The 20,415-nt window shown below is 66.4% G+C and carries 18 protein-coding genes; 11 read left to right on the top strand and 7 right to left on the bottom strand.

All coding sequences use genetic code 11. The features are described 5' to 3' along the window. Positions 1 to 50: 50 nt before the first annotated feature. From DFR48_RS04015 to DFR48_RS04000, 4 genes are all read right to left on the bottom strand, one after another. A complete protein-coding gene (locus DFR48_RS04015) occupies positions 51 to 1,151 on the bottom strand; it encodes a branched-chain amino acid aminotransferase (protein ID WP_114362302.1) in 1,101 nt (366 codons plus the stop codon). Between the two features lie 99 nt (positions 1,152 to 1,250). After that, entirely contained in the window at positions 1,251 to 2,279 is a 1,029-nt protein-coding gene (locus DFR48_RS04010) for a serine hydrolase domain-containing protein (RefSeq protein WP_114361879.1), read from the bottom strand. Between the two features lie 218 nt (positions 2,280 to 2,497). Further along, positions 2,498 to 4,156: an electron transfer flavoprotein-ubiquinone oxidoreductase gene (locus DFR48_RS04005; protein WP_114361878.1), complete on the bottom strand. Its 1,659-nt coding sequence runs from the start codon at positions 4,154 to 4,156 to the stop codon at positions 2,498 to 2,500. A gap of 211 nt (positions 4,157 to 4,367) precedes the next feature. After that, positions 4,368 to 5,378 carry a magnesium transporter CorA family protein gene (locus tag DFR48_RS04000; protein WP_114361877.1) on the bottom strand — a complete coding sequence of 337 codons (1,011 nt, stop codon included), beginning with the start codon at positions 5,376 to 5,378 and terminating at the stop codon, positions 4,368 to 4,370. A 298-nt stretch (positions 5,379 to 5,676) separates the two neighbouring features. Between DFR48_RS04000 and DFR48_RS03995 the strand changes: the two genes are divergently transcribed. The 5 genes from DFR48_RS03995 to DFR48_RS03975 all read left to right on the top strand — a co-directional run bounded on the left by DFR48_RS03995 (position 5,677) and on the right by DFR48_RS03975 (position 10,283). Next, positions 5,677 to 7,077: an FAD-binding oxidoreductase gene (locus DFR48_RS03995; RefSeq protein ID WP_114361876.1), complete on the top strand. Its 1,401-nt coding sequence runs from the start codon at positions 5,677 to 5,679 to the stop codon at positions 7,075 to 7,077. 317 nt (positions 7,078 to 7,394) lie between these two features. After that, on the top strand, positions 7,395 to 8,180 hold the full coding sequence (locus DFR48_RS03990) for an SDR family oxidoreductase (protein ID WP_114361875.1): 786 nt from the start codon (positions 7,395 to 7,397) through the stop codon (positions 8,178 to 8,180). 131 nt (positions 8,181 to 8,311) lie between these two features. After that, positions 8,312 to 8,515 carry a hypothetical protein gene (locus DFR48_RS03985; protein ID WP_114361874.1) on the top strand — a complete coding sequence of 68 codons (204 nt, stop codon included), beginning with the start codon at positions 8,312 to 8,314 and terminating at the stop codon, positions 8,513 to 8,515. A 130-nt stretch (positions 8,516 to 8,645) separates the two neighbouring features. Next, positions 8,646 to 8,840: a hypothetical protein gene (locus DFR48_RS03980; protein WP_114362301.1), complete on the top strand. Its 195-nt coding sequence runs from the start codon at positions 8,646 to 8,648 to the stop codon at positions 8,838 to 8,840. Between the two features lie 150 nt (positions 8,841 to 8,990). Continuing rightward, the gene (locus DFR48_RS03975) at positions 8,991 to 10,283 is read left to right on the top strand and encodes an Hsp70 family protein (RefSeq protein ID WP_114361873.1); all 1,293 of its coding nucleotides are present in this window, start codon (positions 8,991 to 8,993) and stop codon (positions 10,281 to 10,283) included. A 255-nt stretch (positions 10,284 to 10,538) separates the two neighbouring features. On the opposite strand, the gene DFR48_RS03970 is transcribed toward DFR48_RS03975, so the two are convergent. After that, positions 10,539 to 11,342, bottom strand: coding sequence for an arylamine N-acetyltransferase family protein (locus DFR48_RS03970; RefSeq protein ID WP_114361872.1), 804 nt, complete (start codon positions 11,340 to 11,342; stop codon positions 10,539 to 10,541). A 91-nt stretch (positions 11,343 to 11,433) separates the two neighbouring features. Here DFR48_RS03970 and DFR48_RS03965 point away from each other — a divergent pair, with 91 nt between their 5' ends. The 4 genes from DFR48_RS03965 to DFR48_RS21890 all read left to right on the top strand — a co-directional run bounded on the left by DFR48_RS03965 (position 11,434) and on the right by DFR48_RS21890 (position 13,874). Continuing rightward, on the top strand, positions 11,434 to 12,309 hold the full coding sequence (locus DFR48_RS03965) for a LysR family transcriptional regulator (RefSeq protein WP_170141795.1): 876 nt from the start codon (positions 11,434 to 11,436) through the stop codon (positions 12,307 to 12,309). Between the two features lie 97 nt (positions 12,310 to 12,406). Then, positions 12,407 to 13,255 (top strand): uracil-DNA glycosylase, encoded by an 849-nt coding sequence (locus DFR48_RS03960; RefSeq protein WP_114361870.1) that lies wholly within the window; start codon positions 12,407 to 12,409, stop codon positions 13,253 to 13,255. A gap of 155 nt (positions 13,256 to 13,410) precedes the next feature. Beyond that, complete coding sequence (locus DFR48_RS03955; RefSeq protein ID WP_114361869.1) at positions 13,411 to 13,602, top strand: hypothetical protein; 192 nt, start codon at positions 13,411 to 13,413, stop codon at positions 13,600 to 13,602. A 107-nt stretch (positions 13,603 to 13,709) separates the two neighbouring features. Continuing rightward, positions 13,710 to 13,874 (top strand): hypothetical protein, encoded by a 165-nt coding sequence (locus DFR48_RS21890; protein ID WP_170141794.1) that lies wholly within the window; start codon positions 13,710 to 13,712, stop codon positions 13,872 to 13,874. 23 nt (positions 13,875 to 13,897) lie between these two features. Here the strand turns inward: DFR48_RS21890 and DFR48_RS03950 are convergent, their stop codons facing one another. After that, positions 13,898 to 14,818: a hypothetical protein gene (locus DFR48_RS03950; RefSeq protein ID WP_245415522.1), complete on the bottom strand. Its 921-nt coding sequence runs from the start codon at positions 14,816 to 14,818 to the stop codon at positions 13,898 to 13,900. A 320-nt stretch (positions 14,819 to 15,138) separates the two neighbouring features. Here DFR48_RS03950 and DFR48_RS03945 point away from each other — a divergent pair, with 320 nt between their 5' ends. Next, entirely contained in the window at positions 15,139 to 16,404 is a 1,266-nt protein-coding gene (locus DFR48_RS03945; protein ID WP_114361867.1) for an MFS transporter, read from the top strand. A 24-nt stretch (positions 16,405 to 16,428) separates the two neighbouring features. Here DFR48_RS03945 and DFR48_RS03940 read toward each other — a convergent pair whose 3' ends face one another. Beyond that, complete coding sequence (locus DFR48_RS03940) at positions 16,429 to 17,361, bottom strand: DMT family transporter (protein ID WP_114361866.1); 933 nt, start codon at positions 17,359 to 17,361, stop codon at positions 16,429 to 16,431. Between the two features lie 368 nt (positions 17,362 to 17,729). On the opposite strand from DFR48_RS03940, the gene pepN reads away from it, so the two are divergent. Next, on the top strand, positions 17,730 to 20,375 hold the full coding sequence (gene pepN / locus DFR48_RS03935) for an aminopeptidase N (protein WP_114361865.1): 2,646 nt from the start codon (positions 17,730 to 17,732) through the stop codon (positions 20,373 to 20,375). Positions 20,376 to 20,415: the final 40 nt, after the last annotated feature.

The following is a 20,415-nucleotide window of genomic DNA, read 5'->3' as shown; positions in this document are numbered from 1 at the left end:
GCAACGGGCAGGCCCTTTCTGGAATTCCTTCGTGGTCGCGGCGCCGGAAATCAGACGCCTTCGAGCACCTTCAGCCAGCCGTGCGCGTCGTTGGTCTGCCCGCGCTGGATGCCGACGAGCGCATCGCGGAGCTTCGCCGTCACGGGGCCGGTCTCGCCTGAATTGATGACGAACTCGCCGCCCGGGAACTTGACCTTGCCGATCGCGGCGACGACCGCCGCGGTGCCGCAGGCAAACGCTTCCTTCGCCTTGCCGCTCGCCACGTCCGCCTTCCAGTCCTCGAAGGCGTAGCGCTCCTCGCGCACCGTGTAGCCGAGGTCGCGCGCAAGCGCGATCAGCGACTTGCGGGTGATGCCGGGCAGGATCGTGCCGCCGAGCGGCGGGGTGACGAGCGACCCGTCAGCCATCACGACGAAGACGTTCATGCCGCCCAGTTCCTCGATCCAGCGGTTCTCGGCGGCATCGAGGAAGACCACCTGGTCGCAGCCATGCTCATGGGCCACGGCCTGGGCGACGAGGCTTCCGGCATAGTTGCCGCCGCACTTGGCCGCCCCCGTGCCGCCGGCGGAGGCGCGGGTATAATGCTCCGACACCCAGATACTGACCGGCTTGGCGCCACCCTTGAAATAGGGGCCGACCGGCGAGGCGATGACGCAGAAGATGTATTCCTTCGAAGGACGCACGCCGAGGAAGGCTTCCGAGGCGAACATGAACGGGCGCAGATAAAGGCTGCTGCCCTCGGCCGCCGGGATCCACCTGGCGTCGGCACGGACGAGCTGCTCGACTGCTTCGAGGAACAGCGCCTCGGGCAGTTCGGGCATCGCCATGCGGCGGGCGGATTCGTTGAAGCGGCGGGCGTTCTCCTCCGGGCGGAAGAGCACGGCGCGGCCGTCGGCGGCGCGATAGGCCTTCATGCCCTCGAAGATTTCCTGGGCATAGTGCAGCACGGCCGCGGCCGGATCGAGCGGGAACGGCGCCCGCGCGGTCACTTCTGCCGAATGCCAGCCCTTGTCGGCACTCCAGCGGATGACCGCCATATGATCGGAAAAGAGCGTGCCGAAGCCGAGGTTCTCGAAGGCCTTGAGGCGGTCCGCCTCCGGCATCGGGTTGGCGTTCGGATTGATGGCGAAGGTAAGAGCGTCTTGTTGCATGATCTCGGCCACTCGGTTCTCGTTCGGTCAGGACTGCTGACCTTTCGTCTATCGCTTATCGCTGCAACGTCTCCTCTGCAAGTGCCTCTTGCGATAGCTTCAGGCAACAGCGAGCAGGAACTCTTCAACGAGCCGCTCCAGCTCACCGAAATACGCCTTGTCGAGAGTACAGCCCGCGACGGCAACGCCACTGTCTGGACTGTAGCAGGCCAGAGTTCCCCAGAAGCCGGCATGGGTGAAGACCTCGACCTCGCCGACATAGCGCGAGAACAGTCCGAGGCGATAGTCCTCCGCTCTCTTGTGTGTCCCGGCGGACAGCATTTCCGCAACCGTTTCCGGCCGCTGAAAGATCCGCGCCTCGAAAAGATGTGCCATGAAGCTCGCGAGATCGCGGACGTTCATGGCGAGACCGCCTCCGCCGAACAGGTCGGCGGAGGCATCGAGGGCAGTGAACTCCTCTTTCCCGATGAACTGGCGCGCACGCGGCACGACACCAGCGGGCGCCGGCTCCTCCTTCTCCCACCACGCCGATGTCATTCCCAGTTCATCGAAGCGCATTTCCTGCCGCACCAGAAAGGCAAGCGGCCGGCCGGACACGCGCTCGAGAATGTCGCCGAGCAGTATGTAGCCTGTGTCGGAGTAGCGGAATTCGAAGCCCGGTGACGCCGTCGGGCCGGACGAACCACACGAGAGCCGCACCTGCTCCTCTCGCGTCCAGACATGGTCCTGCACCTCATGGATCACCTTGGCGAAGCGCTCCGTGCCGGTATGATCGAAAATCCCGGCGCTGTGGTTGAGGAGGTGCCGGATAGTGATCTCGCCGGTACCATAGCCGGCAGTCTGCAAGAGTTCCGTCAGCGCCGGTGTCAGAAGGGCGGCGGCCGGCTGATCCAGATCCAGTTCACCTCGCTCCCACAATCGCAGGGCCGTCGCGGCGACGAAGGTTTTGGTATTGCTGGCGATGCGGAACGGGGTCTCCGTCGTGAAAGGCCTCCGGCCTTCCGGGTCGGCAAAGCCTGTGGCCGCGCCGAGAGGCTTCGCGAGCCCCTTGCCCGTCGCGAAGATCGCCGCAGGCGCGGGGATGCGGGAAAGAGCCTGTTGCCAGAGATTTGCGCCGTCAGCGTCCATGTGCGACCATTGCCTCTAACTGTAGGGGGGAGTTGATGAAGGTTTTGGTGGCGACAATCTCTATGCTCGTGATGGGAATGACAAGTGTCGCGTGGGCGCACGGCGGCGGCTGCCGCAAGAGCTCGCCACCCGGCCAGTGCTGCCACATGGACAACAAGGCCGGGCGGGTGCACTGCCATTGAATGACGTGAGGAGGGAAATTCCCCTCCCCGTCCCGATCACATGTTCGGATAGACCGGACCCTCGCCGCCCTGCGGCGGCACCCAATTGATGTTCTGGTTCGGGTCCTTGATGTCGCAGGTCTTGCAGTGGACGCAGTTCTGGGCGTTGATCACGTAGACCTGCTCGCCGTCCTTCTCGACCCATTCATAGACGCCGGCCGGACAGTAGCGGGTCGACGGTCCGGCATAGATGCCGAGTTCCGACGACTTCTGCAGCGCCATGTCCTTCACCTTGAGGTGCACCGGCTGGTCTTCCTCGTGGTTGGTGTTCGACAGGAACACCGAGGACAGCCGGTCGAAGGTCAGTACGCCATCCGGCTTCGGATAGGCGATCGGCTTGTGCTTGGCGGCCGGTTCCAGCGACGCCGCGTCGGTCTTGCCGTGCTTCAGGGTGAAGGGCGACGAGCCGAAGATCTGGTTGATCCACATGTCGAGGCCGCCGAGCGCCACGCCGATCGCGGTGCCGAGCTTCGACCACAGCGGCTTGACGTTCCGGACCCGCTTCAGGTCCTTGCCGATGTCGGTCGCGCGCCATTCGGTCTCGATCTCCACCGGCTCGTCATTGGCGCGGCCGTTTGCGATCGCGTCGGCGATCTTCTCCGCGGCCAGCATGCCCGAGAGGACGGCGTTGTGCGAACCCTTGATGCGCGGCACGTTGACGAAACCGGCCGAGCAGCCGATCAGCGCGCCGCCGGGGAAGGAGAGCTTCGGCACGGACTGCCAGCCGCCCTCGGTGATCGCGCGGGCGCCGTAGGAGAGGCGCTTGCCGCCCTCGAAGGTCGGAGCGATGGTCGGGTGGGTCTTGAAGCGCTGAAACTCCTCGAACGGGAAGAGATAGGGGTTCTTGTAGTTCAGGTGGACGACGAAGCCGACCGCCACGAGGTTGTCTTCGAGATGATAGAGGAAGGAGCCGCCACCGGTCTTCATGTCGAGCGGCCAGCCGAAGGAATGCTGGACGAGGCCGGGCTTGTGGTTCTCCGGCTTGACCTGCCAGAGCTCCTTGAGGCCGATGCCGAACTTCTGCGGCTCGCGGTCCTTCTGGAGGTCGAATTTCGCAATCAGCTGCTTGGCGAGCGAACCGCGCACGCCTTCGCCGATCAGCACGTATTTGCCCAGAAGTTCCATGCCGCGGGTGTAGTTCGGGCCCGGCTCGCCGTTCTTCTCGATGCCCATGTCGCCGGTCGCGACGCCGATCACCGCGCCCTGGTCGTTGTAGAGCACTTCGGTCGCGGCAAAGCCCGGATAGATCTCGACGCCGAGTTCTTCCGCCTTGGTCGCCAGCCAGCGACAGACATTGCCGAGAGAAACGATGTAGTTGCCGTGATTGCTCATCAACGGCGGCATGAAGGCGTTCGGCAGGCGCATCGAGCCGGCGGGTCCTAAGAACAGGAACTGGTCGTCGGTGACCTCCGTCCTGAAGGGATGGCCCTCGTCCTCGCGCCAGCCGGGCAGCAGCCGGTCGATGCCGATCGGATCGACGACGGCGCCGGAGAGGATATGCGCACCGACTTCCGCGCCCTTTTCGAGGACGACGACGGTCAGGTCTGGATTGACCTGCTTCAGGCGAATGGCCGCGGAGAGGCCGGCAGGCCCCGCCCCCACGATCACCACGTCGAATTCCATGCTCTCGCGCTCGGGCAGTTCCTGTTCGCTCATCGTCTCTCTCCGCTCGGGCCTGATCCCCATTCAGGCCCCCTTCTCTCAAAAGCCGCGGCTGATGTCGAGCCAACTTGCGACAGCGGCTGGCCCGAAATTTCGGCACGGCATCATTCCGCGGCAGAATATCTGCCGTTTACGTACACGTCAATGCGATGATCACGGGAAGCGCGTGGCTGCGCCACGCCTGAAACCTGAATGCCGATCGGCTCTAGAGCCAGCCGCGCCGCTTGAAATAGTAGAAGGGAAGTGCCGCCGACAGCAGCATCACCAGGACCGCCCAGGGGTAGCCGAGATGCCACTGCAGTTCCGGCATGGCGGCGAAGTTCATGCCGTAGACGGAGGCGACCAGCGTCGGCGGCAGGAAGACGACCGAGGCGACGGTGAAGATCTTGATGATCTGGTTCTGCTCGAGGTTGATGAGGCCGAGCGTCGCGTCGAGCAGGAAGTTCACCTTGCCGGAAAGGAAGGTCGCATGGTCGCCGAGCGAGACGGCGTCGCGCTGCAGCATCTTCACGCGCTGGCGCACTTCCTTGCTCGGCCGGCGCTGCGGGCTTTCGAGCGCCGCATGATAGGCGACGAGGCGGGAAATGCTGACGAGGCTCTCGCGCACGCCGCCGAGGAAATCGCCCTTCTGGCCGAGCTGCTCGATCAGCGACTGCAGGTCCTTGGTCTTCTTGGTAGAGGGCGTCGCCTTGCCGCGGAAGACCTCCCGCGAGATGCCGTCGATCTCGTTGCCGATGCGTTCCAGCACGTCCGCCATGCGGTCGACGATCGACTCGACGATGCCGAGCATCACCTCCTCGCCGCAGCCATAGGCCTGGGCGTTGACGCGCAGCGCCCGGTGCACGAAGGCGAGGAAGGGTTTCGGGTCGGCATAGCGCACCGTCACCAGCGTCTCGCCTTTGAGGATGAAGGTGACCGGCGTCTTCGCCGGCGTATCGCCGTCGAGATTGGTGAGCGCCGTCAGCGTCATGAATTCTCCGCCGTCCTCCTGGTAGAGACGGGCGGAAAGCTCGATCTCCTCCATCTCGTCGCGGGTCGGGATCGCAAGCTGCAGCGCCTGCTCGACATGCCGGCTCTCGGCCGGCGTCGGGCTCACGAGATCGTACCAGAGAACCGGCGCGACGGCATTTTCGGCCTCGGTGTTTTCGGTGGCGGTTTCGTCGGACTTGTCACGCAGAACGAGGCGCTCTGCTTCGCGGAAATAGATGCGCAGCATGGATATGCTCCTTCGGGCTTTTTATTGCCGTCCGGAGCGGACACGAAGATCGGGCCCTTACCGGACGGAACGGCAGAACGTGTTCGATCTTCGACTGTCAGGGTCCATTTGGGTGTCCTCGGGTAGAGCGACATTTGTCGCAACGCCCACCAGATGGGCCTGAAACGCGGCCGCGTCAAGCCGGTATTTTCCGCGGTGCAACGAAACGGAACAGGCCCGCCGCCGCTTGCCAAAAGACGCCGGCCCGTGCATGGCTCGGCGACGCCTTCCGCCCCGCCAGAGACACTTCCGGATCGCCATGACCACCGCCCGCTTTTCGCCCGCCGAACTCCTCGACCGCCTGCGCGGCCTTAATCCGGAGCTTGCCGTTTTCGGGCCCGCGGAACTCTCGGGCCGGCATCCGGGCGAGCATCCCGACAATTTCGCCGGCGGCGTCATGGCGCAGCCCGGCTCGACGGCGGCCGCCGCGGCGCTGGTGCGCTGGTGCGTGGAAAACGGCGTCGCCGTCGTGCCGCAGGGCGGGCTCACCGGCCTCGTCGGCGGCAATGTGAGCTGGGCCGGCGAGGTCATCCTCTCCTCGGCGCGGCTCAACCGCATCCTGGCGATCCGGCCGGACGAAATGACCGCGGAGGTGGAAGCCGGCGTCGCGCTCGAAGCGCTGCAGCGGGCGGCGGCCCGCCACGGGCTGACGACCGGCATCGACCTCGGCTCCCGCGGCTCGGCGACCGTCGGCGGCATGGTCTCCACCAATGCCGGCGGCATCCTCGCCTTCCGCAACGGCGTCATGCGTCACCAGGTGCTCGGGCTGGAAGCGGTCCTGCCCTCGGGCGAGGTTTTCCACGACATGACCCGGGTGGTGAAGGTCTCGGCCGGCCCGGACCTGAAGCATCTGTTCATCGGCGGCGAAGGCGCCTTCGGCTTCGTGACGAAGGTGGTCCTGAAACTGGAACCGCTACGCCCCCACCGCGCGACCGCCTTCCTCGGCGTCACCGATGCCGCCGCAGCGCTCGCCGTCATAAGGCATTTCCGGGGCCTCTCCGGCGTGACGCTGGAGGCCGCCGAAATGATGTGGCCACGCTATATCCGCGATCACGCGGCCCTGAAGACCTTCGACCTCTCCTGGCTGGAGGACGGGGCTGCGGCGCTTCTCATAGAGCTGTCGGCGGAAACCGTGGAGGCTGCGACGGCCGCGCTGGAAGAAGGCCTCGAAGCCCTCTGGGAACCGGCAGCACTTCTGGGCGGCATCGTCGCCCAGTCGCTCGACCAGGCGCGAACGTTCTGGGATATCCGGGAGGATTCCGGCTTCTACTATGCGGCGATCCCGGATGCCGCCTCCTTCGACATCTCCGTGCCGCCGACCTTCCTCGACGCCTATGTCGAGGGGCTTGCGGCACGCCTCGAAGCGATCGACGCCAGCTATGCGGCCTATGTCTACGGCCACGTCGCGGACGGCAACCTGCACATCACACTGATCAAACCCGGGCCGCTGCCGGAGGCCGAACAGCGCGCCGTCGAAGCTGCCGTCTATACTGGCATCCGCGAGGCCGGCGGCTCCTTCTCCGCCGAGCACGGCGTCGGGCGCGAGAAGCGCCACGCCTACGAAACCTTCGCCGCTCCGGAGAAGCAGGCGCTCGCCCGGGTCATCAAGCAGGCAATCGACCCGAAGGGGCTGTTCAACCCCGGCAAGGTGCCGTTTTAGGACCGCGGCCTGAACGGAAACAGAGACTCATTCAGGACGACCGGCAATCTGAGGCACGAGCACAGGACTGCCGTCATCCCGGCCTTGAGCCGGCGCCAGAGCGACCAAGTCCTTGACCGCGAAAGGGCTCTTTCACGGCGTGGACGCGCCGTCGCCAGACCCCGGCTCAAGGCCGGGGTGACGGAGAACGTGGAACCGCGCGGACCACGGCCGCCTGCATCGGCTCTCCCGGTGCCGTTTTGACGGCAGCCCTTCCCCTCACCCTGCCCCCTTGCTAGTTTGCCGAAACGCAAATCAGCAGGGAAGGAAGAAGACGGATGGACCTCGGCATTTCGGGAAAGCGCGCGCTCGTTCTCGCCTCTTCGCGGGGCCTCGGGCTCGGCATCGCCCGGGCGCTCGCCGCCGAAGGCGCGCATGTGCTGCTTTGCGGGCGCAGCGCCGACAGGCTCGCCGCCAATGTCGCCGCGATCGAGGCAGAAGGCGGCAAGGCGGACTATGTCGCCGCCGACCTGACCGATACCGGCTTCGTATCGGCGATGGTCGAGGCGGTCGCCGAGAAGCTCGGCGGCATCGACATCCTGGTCAACAACACCGGCGGCCCGACGCCCGGCACCGCCGAGGAAATGACGCCGGAAAAGCTCGACGGCTTCTTCCAGTCGATGGTGGTGCGGGTGATCGCGCTCACCAATGCGCTGCTGCCGCAGATGAAGGCGCAGGGTTTCGGCCGTATCCTGACCGTCGCCTCGTCGGGCGTCTTCGAGCCGATCCCCAACCTCGCGCTCTCCAACACGCTGCGCAGCGCACTGGTCGGATGGAACAAGACGCTCGCAACGGAGGTCGCCTCCTTCGGCATCACCGCCAACATGCTGCTTCCCGGCCGCATCCACACCGACCGCATCGACGAGCTCGACGGCGCCAATGCGGCGCGCTCCGGCCGCTCGGTCGAGGAAGTGCGCGCCGCCTCGGTGAAGACGATCCCCGTCGGCCGCCTCGGTCGGGTCGAGGAGTTCGCCGCCGCCGCGGCCTTCCTCTGCTCGGTTCCGGCAAGCTACGTGACCGGCACGATGCTGCGCGTCGACGGTGGTGCGGCCCGCTCGATCTGAGGGGGACGGATATCGCAAGGGCATGCCGGGCCTGCCCTCCGCGTGCGACCGATTGTCGCAAAAAGCGCTGGCGTCACATAGGACTTGCGCTATAGTGGGTGCGACAAATCGTTCCATGGGAGGAGAGACTATTGGAGCAGATTCGTACGACACTGACGGTCGCAGGATTGCTGATCATCGCCGTCGGCCTTGCGTGGGTGGCGCATGGCACGGGCACGATCCATCTGCCGGCGTCCGACTTCATCACCAAACAGAGCGTCTGGACGACGAACGGCTCGCTCGTCGCCGTCTTCGGCCTGATCGTACTCTGGAGCTCGCGGCGCTTCCTGCGCTGAGCGCCTCCGCCCGCCTTTCGCCCCGTCTTCCAGCGGACCGGGAGGCGGGGCACATTTCGCTGTGCCTGCACGAGCAGTGACGCGCGCGATCGCCGATCAGCGCCCTTGTCGGGAAACGGATGCCATGCCGATGCGACGGATACTCACCTTGGTCGGCGCGATCGCCGTCGTGATGGGGCTGGTCTGGATCGGCCAGGGCAGCGGCTATTTCCCCTATCCGGCCGCGAGCTTCATGATCGACCAGAGCCCGTGGATCGCCTATGGGGCCGGCCTCGCCATCCTCGGCCTCGTGCTGATCGTCATCGCGCGGCGCACTGCGCGCTGATACCAAACCAATTTTCCGCCCTTGCCTTCCTCCTCCCTTCGTGGCAATAGCCGCCCTCCATTGCGGGGCGCTCCTTGACGACGCCCCGTTTCGCGTTCGGGCGCTTGCCCGGTTCAAGCATCACACGAACAGTTTTGGGGAGCGGCGGCCATGGCTGAAGCGCTGGGTCTTGATTTCGGCACGACGAACACGGTTCTCGCGGTCGCCGACGACGCCGGGGCGGCAACCGCCTCGGTCGCCTTCACCTCCTCTGCCGGCACGGCGGACACGATGCGCACCGCGCTCTCCTTCATGAAGGACAAGGCGCTCGGCGCCAGGGCGCTGAAGGTCGAGGCCGGACAGGCGGCGATCCGCGCCTTCATCGACAATCCGGGCGAATGCCGCTTCCTGCAGTCGATCAAGACCTTCGCCGCCTCGCCGCTCTTTCAGGGCACGCTCGTCCACGCCCGCCGCTTCCAGTTCGAGGACCTGATGGAGGTCTTCCTGAGGCGGCTGGAAGCCTATGCCGGCGACGGCTGGCCGCAGGCGAAACGCCTCGTCGTCGGCCGGCCGGTACATTTCGCCGGCGCCAGCCCCGATCCCGCGCTCGCCATCACCCGCTACAACGAAGCGCTCACCCGCTTCGGCTTTCCCGAGATCCACTATGTCTACGAGCCGGTGGCCGCGGCCTTCTACTTCGCCCGGCACCTGAAGCAGGACGCGACCGTGCTGGTCGCCGACTTCGGCGGCGGCACCACCGACTATTCGCTGATCCGCTTCGAGACGTCGGCCGGCCGCGTCACCGCCCGCCCCGTCGGCCATTCCGGCGTCGGCATTGCCGGCGACCAGTTCGACGCCCGCATCATCGACCATCTCGTCGCACCCGAGATCGGCAAGGGCAGCCGGTTTTCGAGCTTCGGCAAGGTGCTCGACGTGCCGAGCAACTACTACACCAGCTTCTCGCGCTGGAACCAGCTCTCGGTCTTCAAGACCTCGCGCGAATATGCCGACCTGAAGGGCCTCGTCCGCCAGGCGCTGGAGCCGGAAAAGCTCGAACTCTTCATCGACCTCGTCGAGCATGACGAGGGCTATCCGCTCTACCAGGCGGTTTCGGCGGCCAAAATGGCGCTTTCCTCGTCCGAGGAGGCCGAGTTTCGTTTCGCGCCGCTCGGGGCGGCCGGCCGCAAGACCGTGCGGCGTGCCGATTTCGAGACCTGGATCGCCGATGACCTCGCCCGCATCGAAGGCGCGCTCGACGACGTGCTGACCTCGACCGGCACCGCCGCCTCCGACATCGACAAGGTGTTCCTGACCGGCGGCACCTCCTTCGTGCCGGCGGTGCGGCGCATCTTCACCGAGCGCTTCGACGCTTCGCGCATCGAGACCGGCGGCGAACTCGTCTCCATCGCCCACGGGCTCTCGCTCATCGGCGAGCGCGACGACATCGCGCAATGGGCGGCGTGAGGACCACCCCTCCCAAACCCTCCCCACAAGGGGGAGGGCTTAACCCGCCGAGCCCTCGGCGGCCTCCAGTCTCCCCGGCGACCAATGCCGATCCTCAACGGCTGTGGCCGAAGCATTGCCACGAGTCCTCTCCCCCCTTGTGGGGGAGATGGCCGGCAGGCCAGAGGGGGTATTGCCGCAGGTGCCGGCGCTGACGTATCACCCCCACCCGCGCGTTCCGCGCGACCTTCCCCCTCGAGGGGGAGGTGGGAACCCTCAACCGATCTTCGCCCAGACCCGCGCAACGGTCGAGGCATCGACCCGCAGGCCGAAGGAGGCGACCAGCAGGTCCGCCAGTTCCGCCTCCGAGGCGAGCGTCCGCTCCTCGATGCCGCCGCCGCGCACATTGCGGACATCGCGGTTGAAGAGGCTCAGGCGGCCGTCGTCGCGCCCGACGGTCATCATCAGGTGCTGCGGAAAGGGCGATTCCTCCCAGCGCGAGCAGACGACGTTGGCGGCATGGTAATCGGGCGGCGCGACCGGCACCCGATCGAAGCCGTAGAGCGAGAACCACGTCTCGCCGTTCAGCCGCTGCAGCACCTGTTCGCCGCTTGCCGCATCGCGCACCACGCGGAAGCGCTCGCCGGCGATCGTCTGCGGCGCCTCCGTCGAAAGATCGACCGGCAGCCGCGGCCCCGGCCCGCCGAAGCCGGTATCGGCGAGCCATTCGCGGCCGTCGATCGTGACAACGAAGGCGTGATGGGCGCGCGGTCCGCCCGAAGGCGCGCCCATCCGCACCCGACCGAGGACCGGCTCGGCCTCAAAGCCGAAGGCCGCGAGCGCGTCGCCGAAAAGCCGGTTGAGTTCGAGGCAGTAGCCGCCGCGGCCGCCGGCAACGGTCTTCCGCCACACCGCGCCGGCGGCGAGATCCGGCACCGTCCCGAGCAGGACGTCGATATTCTCGAAGGGGATCGTGCCGATCTGGGCGACCTGCAACCGCGCCAAACCCTCGGCGTCGGGGCGTATGTCGATATCGGCAAGGCCGATGCGGGCGAGATAGGTGTCTTTGTCGAATGTCATGGTCGGTCTCCGTTCGCGCCCTTCTCGCGGAATTGACAGCCTCACGGCAATCCGCGATTTTGCATGGGACCATGCATGGGCGGATACCCCGATGATCTCCGACTGGAGCGACCTTCAGACCATTCTCGCGATCGCGACCGAAGGCAGCCTGAGCGGTGCCGCGCGCCGGCTCGGCGTCAACCAGTCGACGATGTCGCGGCGGCTGCAGGCGATCGAACAGAACCTCGACACAGCGCTCTTCCGGCTGGAGGACGGGCGGCTGCGGCCGACGGCGGCCGCCGAGCAACTGATCGAGACGGCACGGCAGGTCGAGGCGCTGGTCGGCCACGCCAATACCGCCCTTGCGGCAAGCCCGGTTCCGCTCCGCCTCGCCACCTGCGAGGTGCTGTCGGCCGTCTTCGCCGCACCCGCACTCGCCGGCTGGCGGGAGCACACCGGCGAACCGGCCGAGCTTTCCGTCTACGACAATCTCTTCGTGCTGCCGGCGGACGAGTTCGACGTCATGATCACACCGCTCGAATCCGCGCCGACCGAGATGGTCGGCCGCCGTATCGGCCGGCTCGACTGGGATTTCTACGCCGCGCCGGACTATGCCCGCACGCGGCCGCTTGCCGCGGATGCGACCGGGCTCGACGGGCACGACGTCATCCACGCCGCCGGTTCGCTTGCCGAGGTCGCCGCCTATCGCCGGCTCCCGGATCTCGGTGGGCGCCCTGTCTTCCGCTCGTCGAGCGTCGTCGTGCAGCGCGACATGGCCGCGACCGGCGCCGGCATCGCGCTGCTGCCCGCCTGCGTCGTCCTGCCGGAGCATGGCCTCGTGCGTCTCGAAAACCGGATGCAGCCGCCGCCGGCGGAGGTCTGGATGGTGGCGCGGCGGGCGACCGCGACCCAGCCGCGGGTGCGCCGGTTCCTAGACTGGGCGGGCGGGCACTTTCGCGGCGCGCCGCCCGCACGAAAGGCCGGCTGACCGCATCGGCGTCCACTGTGCGGGGCTTAGGCGATCATATTGCTGGGACAGGCAGGAAACTGTTTGCTTCTGCCCGGTGCTGGACTAGAACAGGCCGATGATCACCGCCCGCGACATGACCGCCGCCGAGCTCGCCGCGCTTCTGCATTTCCATGCCGAGGCGGGTGTCGAATGGCTCGTCGAGGATGCGCCCGTCGACCGGCAGGCGGCGTTTTCGGCGGAGAAGCAGGCGCGCCAGCGTCCCGCGGCGGCGGCAGCGCCGGGCACGGCTCCCGCACCCGAGCGGCGACGTCCGGAGGCGCCCCAGCCGGCGCCGAGGCCGGCCGCCGCGATCGCCATTCCCGACGAGCATGCCGTCACCGAGGCGCGTTTCGCCGCCGAGAGCGCCCGCACGCTCGACGAGCTCAGAACCGCAGTCGAGGCTTTCGGCGGCTGCAACCTGAAGACCAGCGCCCGCTCGACGGTCTTCGCCGCCGGCGATCCCGCCGCCGGCGTCATGGTGATCGGCCCGATGCCGAGCGCCGACGACGACCGCGAGGGTGCCGCCTTCTCCGGCAAGGCCGGCTTCCTGCTCGACCGCATGCTCGCCGCGATCGGGCTTTCGCGCGAGACGGTGCTGCTTTCGACGGTCATTCCCTGGCGTCCGCCGGGCGACCGGCCGCCCTCGGCGCCGGAAGCGGCGATCTGCCGGCCCTTCGTCGAACGGCAGATCGAGCTCGCCGAACCGAAGGCCGTGCTGCTCCTCGGCAATTTCACGGCCCGCTTCTTCTTCGGCGGCACCGGTACCATTCACGCCCTGCGCGGCGAGTGGCGCGAGATCGCCTGCGGCAGCCACGCGGTCCCGGCGATCGCGACGCTGCATCCGCAGGAGCTCCTGACTGCCCCGGCCAGCAAGGCGCTCGCCTGGGCGGACCTGCAGGCGTTCCGCGCCCGCCTCGGCGGCTGATCAGCCCGAATTTTCAGCACTGGTAAACAGAAGATGACGAAAGTCATGCAAATTGCGCATGGCAGTGCGGCAATCTGCGACATTGTCGAATCGATGCTGCAGTGCAATATTGCAGTCGGTGTCGTGGGAGGAACCGTTCAAGAAAGAGCCTCGTCATGACCATGCCTTGCCGTCCCACCCACAGCAGTTTCGAAACGCTCCGCCTTGCCGGCGAGAAGCTGGGCAGTGGCCACGGATATCACCGTTTCGGCTCCGCCACCCACGAGCAATTGAGCGCACGGGCGCTCGGCCGTTTCGGACGACTGTCCCGCCCCTCCGCGATCTTCACCGATTTCCGCGAGCGCTGAGCCGGTCGCAGGATCCCGCTCCCCTCTTGTGCGCCGCACAACGAAGGCTCGTGCCGACAGGACGGGGATCGATCGCAAGACACGCGAAAAACGCAAAGGTTCGTGCCATGAACGTCAGTTTCCACCCGCTTCGCAGCTTCCGCCGGGCCGTCGCCCAGATCGGCACCGCCGTCCATGCTTCGGAAGAATACAGCCTCGCCCAGGCAGGCGGGGATGCGGAGCGCCGGGCGCACCGCAACGTCAGCCCGGCCATCCTCAACATCCCGCTCTGAGGGACTGCGCCGCCGCGCGGGGCTCAGCGTTCCTTCGCGGCCGGGCGGAGTTCTTCGCGTCCGCAGAGGTTCAGCTTGAGGCACGCCGCCTCAAAGGCCTCGTCAACCGCGGCGAACTTGATCGCCTGCCAGCCGAGATATTCCCGCAGGAAGTCTCGGCTAAGGCAGAGGCCTTCCTTGCGTCCCTCGCCCTTCCATTCGAGACAGCCCTCGGCGATCGCCCGGGTGATGAGCCGCTGCAGGTGCGTGCGCGACATGCGGAAGGTCTCCGCCATCGCACGCGCATCGATCCGGCCGATGTCGATACGTTCGGTATCGGCGGCAGGCGTGCCCAGCCTGCGCATCAGTTCGTCCATCACCAGTCCGCCGGACTCGGTCCAGAGGAACATCGCAACCCTCGCCGGCGGCTCGCGCCAGCGCGAGTCCTCGATCGTCTGGCGGGCGGCCCGCGGCTGGATCAGGCGGAACAGCTCGGGATGATCCATCAGCGTGGCGGCACGGGCGCCGCCGTCCATCTGGTCGAGCGCCGCCAGATTGGCGAGCAACCAGTTGAACATCGCCTCGACGCTCACCTCCGTCGGCTCGAAGCGCCGCGGCCGCTTCGTCGGATCGCCGGCGATCCGCATGAACCGATAGGCCTCGAGCTGGTTGAGGAAGTTCAGAACCGTGTTGCGGCTCGCCGCGTTGACGCCCGTCGCCATGTCGCGTAACCGGCCGATCGTCAGCCCCGAGCGCGGCACGTCAGGATCGTATTCATTGTGCAGGGCGAACGCCGCCTGACTCAGCAGCCATCGCTGCTGCGAGGCGAGGAAGCGCGCAAGACGCGGATTGCCGTCATGGACGCCGCGCAGTTTCTCCGCGAGAAAGCGGACCGCCAGTACGAAACGTGGATGTTCCTGCAGGTCCGCCGCGGAATACGCCATCATCACCCTCGTCTTTTCCATCGGGGAGTCGTGCCCCATCGCCGCGCAAAGGCCCATCCGGTCTGCCGGTCGGCCTTGCCACCTGCCCCTGGGACCGAAATTCAACTTTTAATATATATATGAATTAGAGCTTGCGCACACAAGCTCGGCACGGCCTGCCCCCGTACCGCCCCCCTAGATATCTGTATATGCAGACAAAATACACATATACTTAACATAATGCAACTGAATGCAGAGTAAGCAAGCGATTCCATGCAATTAGTTGCAACCGCGTTTGCCCGTCGACACCATTCGGATTTCCGAATAAAGGCTTGAGCGTCCTCAAACGGAATTGAGCCCCGATGCTGGCCAGCCTCACATCCATCGCCACCCTCATGCTGTCCACCCTCCTGATGATGACCGGGCTCGGGCTGATGAACTATCTGGTACCGCTGCGTGCACTTGCGGACGGCTGGTCGACCGTCACCGTCTCGGTGATCGCCACGGCCTATACGCTCGGCTTCACGCTCTCCTGCATCGTCACGCCGGTTCTGGTGCGCCGGGTCGGCCATGTCCGGGTCTTCGGGGCGCTCATCACGCTGCTTACCGTCTCGATCCTCTTTTCGGCCCTGCTGGTCGAGGTCTATGCCTGGCTCGCCTTCCGGGCGCTTGCGGGTTTTGCCATCGCCGGCAGCTACCTCATCATCGAAAGCTGGCTCAACGAGCGCGTCACCAACGACAATCGCGGCGCGGTCTTCTCCGTCTACATGATCACCTGCCTCCTCGGCTCCATCGGCGGCCAGTATCTCGTGCCGCTCGGCGACCCCAAGGAAATGGGGCTCTTCGTCGCCTGCGGCATCGTCTTCTCGCTCGCCCTGCTGCCGACCATGCTCTCGACCGCGCCGTCGCCTGCGCCGATCGCCGAGGCGCGCTTCGATCTCGTCCGGCTCTACCGGCGCTCGCCGATCGCCTTCGTCGGCTCCCTGCTCGCCGGTGCGCTTTCCGGCACCTGGGGCAGCCTCGGCGGCGTCTACAGCCAGGCGATCGGCATGGATGCGACCGGCGGCGCGACCCTGCTTGCCGCCGTGCTCGCCGGCGGCGCACTCGCCCAGATGCCGATCGGACGCATTTCCGACCGCATCGACCGGCGCCTGGTGATGATCGCCTGCGGCCTCTTCGGTGTCGCCGCGAGCCTCGCCATGGCCGCCTTCGGCGCGTTCGGCGTCGTCGCCGCCTGCATCGCCGGCTTCTTCGTCGGTTCCGTGCTCTACCCGGTCTATGCGCTGAACGCCGCCCATGCGGCGGACATGGCCGAGCCCGGCGAATACGTGACCGTTTCGGGCGGCGTGATGATCCTCTACGGCATGGGGACGGTCACCGGCCCGCTGATCGGCGGCAGTCTCATGCAGGCGCTCGGACCGGTCGGGCTCGTCTGGTTCCTGGCCTTCATCTTCGCCGTCTATGCCGGCTATGCCGCCTGGCGCATGGGCCGTAGGCGCGGCAAGGCCCGCGACGAAAAGACCGACTTCCAGGGTGCCACGATCCCCGTGCTCGGCGCCGACCGGGTGAATACGACCGTGCCGCCCACCGAAGACGGCAACGACGCTCCCGGCAGCGAACCCGCCTGACGCGGCCTTCCGGCAAAGGGTAGACTACGGCGTCGAGGCCTTGCGCGCCGCCTTCCGTTCTAGCCCCAGCTGGTGCTCGCGATAGATGATGAAGATGCCGGCGGCCACCACGATCGCCGCGCCGAGAAGCGTCGTCAGCGTCGGCACGTCGCCGAAGAGGACGTAGGCGACCACCGAGCCCAAGATGATCGAGGTGTATTCGAAGGGCGCGATCGTCGAGACATCGGCATAACGATAGCTCTCGGTGAGCAGGATCTGCCCCACCCCGCCGAAGATGCCGGCGAGCGCCATCAGCCCGAGCTGGGTCCAGGAGAGCGACTGCCAGCCGAGGAACCAGGTGAAGGCGGCGAGCACCGAGGCGGTCAGCGAGAAATACATGACGATGGTCGGCGTCTTCTCCGTCTGCACCAGCTGGCGCACCTGTAGCATGGCGGCCGCCCCGAGCATGGCGGAGGCGAGCACGGCGATCGCCCCGATCGCCGCCTCAGACTGCGCACCCTCGGCGCCGAAGAGCGTCAGCTTCGGCCAGGAGATGATCGCAACCCCGATCATGCCGACGAAGACCGCCGTCCAGCGATAGACGCGCACCGCCTCGCGCAGGAAGACCGCCGCGAAGACGACGGCGATCAGCGGCATCGCATAGCCAATGGCGATCGCGTCCGGCAGCGGCAGGAGGACGAGCCCGTAGAAGCCGACGCTCATCGACGTCACCCCGATCAGCCCGCGCTTCAGGTGGCCGAACGGATTGTCGGTGCCGAAGGCCGTGCCGATCTCCCGCTGCCAGGCGAGATAGACGAGGATCGGCAGCATGGCGAAGGCGGAGCGGTAGAAGACGATCTGCCCCGGCGGCATGCCGGCGCCGGCCAGCTTGATCGACGTCTGCATGCCGACGAAGACCATGACCGAGCAGACCTTCATGAGGATGCCGCGAAGCGGATCGGAAACGGCGGAGGCCATCTGTTGCTTCTCGTGAGCCCGCGGACGGGGCCTATCTGGTGACGGAGGTGGGCGGCTGCTCGGCACCCGCTGCGGAAGGCAAGAGCACTCATCATCGACCGACGAGGCGCTTCTGGCAAGGCCGGCAGTGGCGGATCGGGTACGCTCTCCGGCAGCCAAAACCACCTTGCCGCGCCAGTCCTCAGCGGACCTGTGTTGATCCTCTTTTCAGTGAAACCGAATTTATCTGCCCGCAGGAAAGTATTCGTGATAATTTTAACAATCGTTCAGAAATTACTGCAATCATCCCGGCCGAAATCGCGCTGGTTCGTATCTCATGTACGTTCGCGGGTGCCGGATTCATGCAAGACACCGAGCAGGAAGAATTCATGCGAACAGACACGGGCCGGATCATTCATCTGGCAGATTACCGCCCAACCGATTTCGTTCTGGAACGCGTTGATCTGACTTTCGAGCTTGATCCGGAGGCGACCAAGGTCGAGGCCCGCCTGATCTTCCACCGCCGCGAGGGCACCGATCCCGCGGCCCCGCTCGTTTTCGACGGCGACGAGCTGACGCTCTCCGGCCTGCTGCTCGACCAGATGGAGATGGCGCCCGAACGCTACACGGCGACGCCGGACAGCCTGACGGTCCGCGACCTGCCGGAATCCTCGCCCTTCGAGCTGACGATCACCACGATCATCAACCCGCAGGCCAATTCGCAGCTGATGGGGCTCTACCGCTCGAGCGGCATCTACTGCACCCAGTGCGAGGCGGAAGGCTTCCGCCGCATCACCTATTTCCCCGATCGCCCGGACGTGCTCGCGCCCTATACGGTCACCATCATCGCCGACAAGGCCGCCAATCCGCTCCTGCTCTCGAACGGCAACTATCTCGGCGGCGGCAATTTCGACGAAGGCCGTCATTTCGCCGCCTGGTTCGATCCGCATCCGAAGCCGGCCTATCTCTTCGCGCTGGTCGCCGGCGATCTCGGCGTCGTGGAAGACACGTTCACCACCATGTCCGGCCGCGAGGTCGCGCTGAAGATCTATGTCGAGCACGGCAAGGAGCCGCGCGCGACCTATGCGATGGATGCGCTCAAGCGCTCTATGAAGTGGGACGAGGAGGTGTTCGGTCGCGAATATGACCTCGACATCTTCATGATCGTCGCCGTCTCCGACTTCAACATGGGGGCGATGGAGAACAAGGGCCTCAACGTCTTCAACGACAAGTACGTGCTTGCCGATCCGGAGACGGCCACCGACGCCGACTACGCCAATATCGAGGCGATCATCGCCCACGAATACTTCCACAACTGGACCGGCAACCGCATCACCTGCCGCGACTGGTTCCAGCTCTGCCTCAAGGAAGGCCTCACCGTCTTCCGCGACCACGAATTTTCCGCCGACCAGCGCTCGCGGCCGGTGAAGCGCATCGCCGAGGTCCGGCACCTGCGCTCGGAGCAGTTCCCGGAGGACGCCGGCCCGCTCGCCCATCCGGTCCGCCCGGACAAGTATCGCGAGATCAACAACTTCTATACGACGACCGTCTACGAGAAGGGCTCCGAGGTCACCCGCATGATCGCGACCATCCTCGGCCGCGATCTCTTCAAGAAGGGCATGGACCTCTATTTCGAGCGCCATGACGGCGAGGCTGCCACGGTCGAGGACTTCGTCAAGTGCTTCGAAGATGCGAGCGGTCGCGATCTCGGCCAGTTCTCGCTCTGGTACAATCAGGCCGGCACGCCGCACGTCACCGTGACCGCTGACTACGACGCCGCCGGCAAGGCACTCACGCTGGAGATCGGGCAGACGGTTCCGGCCACACCCGGCCAGGCCGACAAGAAGCCGATGCATATTCCGCTCGATCTCGCCATCGTGCTCGAAGACGGTACGATCGCCGTCCCCGCCTCGGTCGACGGCGCGGAGATGACCGGCAGCGTCCTCCACCTCAAGGAAGCCCGCCACACGGTGACCTTCACCGGCATTGCGTCCCGTCCCGCGCTTTCGCTCAACCGCAGTTTCTCCGCACCGGTCATCGTGCGCTACGAACAGAAGCCGGCTGACCTCGCCCTCATCGCCCGCCACGAGACCGATCTGTTTTCGCGCTGGCAGGCGATCACCGATCTCGCACTGCCGGCGCTCAAGGACGCCGCGCGTGCGGCCCGCAAGGGCGAGGCGATCCAGATCGACGTCACTTTCGCCGAGGCGTTGCTCGCCGTCGCCGCCGATCCGGCGCTGGAGCCCGCCTTCCGCGCCCAGGCGCTGACGCTGCCGAGCGAGGCCGACATCGCCCGCGAACTCGGCGGCGACAACGATCCGGATGCCATCCATGCCGGCCGCGAGGCGGTGCTGACGGCGATTGCGCGTGCCGGCGCAGATGCCTTCGGCAGCCTTTTCGACGCAATGGCCGCAGAGGGAGCCTACAGCCCCGATGCCGCGAGCGCCGGACGCCGTGCTCTGCGCAACGCCGCCCTCCTCTACCGCACGATCGCCGAGGATGCGCCGGCCCTTGCCGCGGAAGCCTTCGCGAAGGCCGACAACATGACCGACCTCTCCCAGGCGCTGACGGTGCTCGCCCACCGCTTCCCCGAGGCGCCGGAAACGCACGCCGCGCTCGCCGCCTTCGAGGCGCGCTTCGCCGAGAACGCACTGGTCATCGACAAGTGGTTCCAGATCCAGGCGACGATCCCCGGCGAAGGGGCACTCGCCCGCGTCATGCGGCTCAAGGAAGACCGGCACTTCAACGAGAACAACCCGAACCGGGTCCGCTCGCTCGTCGGCGCCTTCGTCTTCAGCAACCCGACCGGCTTCAATCGCGCGGACGGTGCGGGTTACCGCTTCCTCGCCGAGGAGATCCTCAGGATCGATGCGAAGAACCCGCAGCTCGCCGCACGTCTTCTCACCTCCATGCGCTCATGGCGGCAGCTGGAAGCCGGGCGTGCCGAGCTTGCCCGCACCGCCCTCGTCAGGATCGAGCGCGAGGCGCTCTCGAACGACGTCCGCGACATCGTCGATCGCACGCTGAAGGGATAAACGGCAGGGCGGCGTCCGGCGCCGCCCTCCACCGCTTCGT

The organism is Ciceribacter lividus (assembly GCF_003337715.1).
Classification (GTDB): Bacteria; Pseudomonadota; Alphaproteobacteria; order Rhizobiales; family Rhizobiaceae; genus Allorhizobium; species Allorhizobium lividum.
Note: the sequence above shows the minus strand (reverse complement) of the source record. Positions and strands in the feature narration are given on the sequence as shown.